Origin of the sequence: Vibrio makurazakiensis (assembly GCF_050337375.1) — a bacterium.
GTDB classification, from domain to species: Bacteria; Pseudomonadota; Gammaproteobacteria; order Enterobacterales; family Vibrionaceae; genus Vibrio; species Vibrio makurazakiensis.
Genome location: NZ_JAKJSW010000316.1, coordinates 1 through 3469 on the forward strand (window position 1 = coordinate 1; position 3469 = coordinate 3469).

The 3469-nt window shown below is 43.6% G+C and carries 5 protein-coding genes; all 5 read left to right on the forward strand.

Features of this window, described 5'->3' with window-relative positions; all coding sequences use genetic code 11:
* Positions 1–148, forward strand: a 148-nt coding sequence (locus L4C33_RS20655; RefSeq protein WP_428814277.1) for a histidinol dehydrogenase, incomplete at its 5' end; no start/stop codon positions are given.
* An 8-nt stretch (positions 149–156) separates the two neighbouring features.
* Positions 157–1197, forward strand: a complete 1041-nt coding sequence (hisC, locus tag L4C33_RS20660) for a histidinol-phosphate transaminase (protein WP_428814273.1) — start codon at positions 157–159, stop codon at positions 1195–1197.
* A gap of 81 nt (positions 1198–1278) precedes the next feature.
* A complete protein-coding gene (hisB, locus tag L4C33_RS20665) occupies positions 1279–2367 on the forward strand; it encodes a bifunctional histidinol-phosphatase/imidazoleglycerol-phosphate dehydratase HisB (protein ID WP_428814274.1) in 1089 nt (362 codons plus the stop codon).
* Positions 2368–2376: 9 nt separating this feature from the next.
* Complete coding sequence (gene hisH, locus L4C33_RS20670) at positions 2377–2991, forward strand: imidazole glycerol phosphate synthase subunit HisH (protein ID WP_428814275.1); 615 nt, start codon at positions 2377–2379, stop codon at positions 2989–2991.
* A gap of 60 nt (positions 2992–3051) precedes the next feature.
* On the forward strand, positions 3052–3469 hold a 418-nt coding region (locus tag L4C33_RS20675; RefSeq protein ID WP_428814276.1), incomplete at its 3' end, for a HisA/HisF-related TIM barrel protein.

Below are 3469 nucleotides of genomic sequence, written 5' to 3' on the forward strand. Positions count from 1 at the left end.
CTCGAAACGTATGACGGTTCAAGAGTTATCAGCGGAAGGCTTACAAACTCTAGCTCCGACAGTTGTTACTATGGCTGAGGCTGAAGGGTTGGATGCGCACAAACGTGCAGTGACTATTCGTATTGAAAAGTTGAATAAAGCGAAGTAGAGGTTGGCATGGAAAAGTTAGCAAGAAAGCAAGTTCAGGCTCTAACGCCATATTTATCGGCAAGACGTATTGGTGGCAGCGGAGATGTATGGCTGAACGCCAACGAATCTCCGTTTGATAACGAGTACAACCTAAACTTGTCCCGTCTTAACCGCTACAGCGAATGTCAGCCTAAAGAGTTGATTGATGCATACGCTCAGTACGCAGGCGTGACGTCAGAGCAAACACTGACAACGCGTGGTGCGGATGAAGGTATTGAATTACTGATTCGTGCTTTCTGTGAGCCGAACGAAGACGCTATTCTTTACTGCCCACCAACTTACGGCATGTACGCAATTAGTGCAGAGACTATTGGTGTTGAGCGTAAGGTTGTACCTCTGACTGCGGAATGGCAACTGGATCTTCCTGCGATTGAGGCTCAATTGGACAGCGTAAAAGTTGTGTTTGTTTGTAGTCCAAATAACCCAACTGGTAATTTAGTTAACCGTAAAGACATCATCAAGTTACTTGAGATGACACAAGATAAAGCGATTGTCGTGATGGATGAAGCGTACATCGATTTCTGTCCAGAAGCTTCAACCGTCGATTTACTTGCTCAATATCCGAATCTAGCGATTCTGCGTACCTTGTCTAAAGCTTTTGCATTAGCGGGTTTACGCTGCGGCTTTACGTTAGCGAACAAAGAGCTTATTGATGTATTGTTGAAAGTGATTGCGCCATATCCAGTTCCAATCCCAGTCGCTGATATCGCGGTTCAAGCTCTTTCAGAGCAAGGCCTTGCAAGAGCGAAGTTTCAGGTTCTGGATTTAAGTGCCAACCGAGCCTATCTGCAGGCGGGCTTACTTGGTATGCCGCAAGTGACGGTATATGACGGTTGGGGTAATTACTTGCTTGTGGAATTCCCTAACGGTGATGAGTTATTTAAAGCGGCTTGGGATAGTGGAATTATTTTACGTAATTCGCCGATAGAAAATTGTGTGCGAATTAGTATTGGTAATCGCGAAGAGTGCGAAAAGACACTTGGATTTATTCGTAACTTTTACCAATAACTATCAGGAATTAATACGAATTAATTGGGCTTTTCCAAATAGTGAAGAGCCCTTAAGTTTTAAAATTAAAAGGAAGTTCAAGTGAGCAAACAACAGAAGATTCTTTTTATCGACCGTGATGGCACCTTAATTGTCRAGCCGCCGGTAGATTTCCAAGTAGACCGATTAGACAAACTTAAGTTTGAACCCTTGGTCATTCCAAGCCTGCTGACACTTCAAGATGCCGGCTACCGATTAGTGATGGTTACTAACCAAGATGGTTTAGGTACTGATAGCTACCCTCAAGACGAGTTTGATGCTCCGCACAATATGATGATGGAGTTCTTTGAATCTCAAGGCGTTAAATTTGATGACGTTCTAATTTGCCCGCACTTTGAAGAAGATAACTGTTCATGCCGCAAGCCTAAGCTAGGTATGGTGAAAGAATACCTTCAAGGTGGGAAAGTCGACTTCCAAAGCTCTGTTGTTATTGGCGACCGTGTTACGGACCTTCAACTAGCTGAGAATATGGCGATTCGTGGTATTCAATATGGCCCAGATGCGGAAACAGAAGGCACGTTAAATTGGCCACAGATTGTTAAAGATCTGACAATCAATGCACGTACCGCTGAAGTCGTTCGTACTACCAAAGAAACTGATATTAAAGTCGCAGTGAACCTAGATGAAACCGGAGGCAATAAAATTGACACGGGTATGGGGTTCTTTGATCACATGCTTGATCAAATAGCGACTCACGGTGGATTTCAAATGAACCTTTCAGTGAAAGGCGACCTACACATTGACGATCACCACACGATCGAAGACACAGCACTAGCGCTTGGTCAGGCATTGAAGGATGCACTTGGTGATAAGCGTGGAATTGGTCGCTTTGGTTTCAGCTTGCCAATGGACGAGTGTTTAGCACAATGTGCTCTGGATCTTTCTGGTCGTCCTTACCTTAAGTTCGATGCTGAATTTAGCCGCGAACAAGTTGGTGATTTATCAACTGAAATGGTGGTTCACTTTTTCCGTTCGTTGACTGATACATTAGCGTGTACGCTTCACTTATCTTCTACTGGTAATAACGACCACCACATTATTGAAAGCCTATTTAAAGCGTTTGGTCGTACTCTACGTCAAGCAATTAAAGTTGAAGGTAACGAGTTACCAAGCAGCAAAGGCGTACTGTAGGGAGTCGGTATGAAAGAGCAGAAAGTAGTTATTATTGATACCGGTTGTGCCAACGTTTCATCTGTGAAATTTGCCATTGAACGATTAGGCTATTCTGTCGAAATTTCGAAAGAACCAGAAGTGGTATTAGGCGCGGATAAGTTATTTCTTCCTGGCGTTGGAACTGCTAGTGAAGCGATGAAAAACCTCGCAGAACGCGACCTTATATCTTTAGTGAAAAAGGTAGAAAAGCCGCTATTGGGTATCTGTCTAGGCATGCAATTATTAGGTAAGCGTTCACAAGAGAAAGGCCAAAAAGCCGATGATCTCGTGGAGTGTTTAGGCTTATGTGATGGTGAGGTTCGTTTGCTTGAAACGGGCGAATTACCTCTACCGCACATGGGGTGGAACACCGTTAGCGCATCACCAGAGCATCCATTATTTAAAGGCATCGAAGAGAGCGAGTATTTCTACTTTGTACACAGCTTCGCAATGCCTGTCGGTGATTATACGATTGCTCGCTGTGAATATGACAAGCCGTTCACAGCCGCTGTTCAAAGTGGTAATTACTATGGCGTTCAATTCCACCCTGAGCGCTCATCGAAAGCCGGTTCAAAGTTAATTCAAAACTTTTTGGAATTATAAGGAATAGATTTAGGTTTGAAGAACATAATTCTTCGAGCCCAAATTGAATAGGGAWTAAAAATGATTATTCCAGCATTAGATTTAATTGAAGGCCAAGTAGTCCGTTTATTTCAAGGCGACTACGGGCAAGTAACAGAATATAAAGTTGACCCTGCTGAACAATTTAACCTGTATCACCAAGCTGGCGCAGGTTGGCTGCATCTTGTTGATCTTACCGGTGCAAAAGACACGACAGCACGTCAGTTAGACTTAATTGCGAAACTGTTAGCAAGTACACCAGCCAACATTCAAATTGGCGGTGGTGTACGTAACGAACAAGACGTTGTTGATTTATTGGAAGCTGGCGCACAGCGYGTCGTAGTAGGTTCTACCGCAGTAAAACAGCCTGAGTTAGTTAAAGGCTGGATGGAAAAGTACGGCGCTGAAAAAATTGTTCTAGCACTCGACATTAATATTGATGAATTGGGCACTCGTAAAG

Bases quoted from the DNA above. Each gene is read 5' to 3' on its own strand.
- hisC (WP_428814273.1), top strand. From the start codon at position 157: ATGGAAAAGTTAGCAAGAAAGCAAGTTCAGGCTCTAACGCCATATTTA.
- hisH (WP_428814275.1), top strand. From the start codon at position 2,377: ATGAAAGAGCAGAAAGTAGTTATTATTGATACCGGTTGTGCCAACGTT.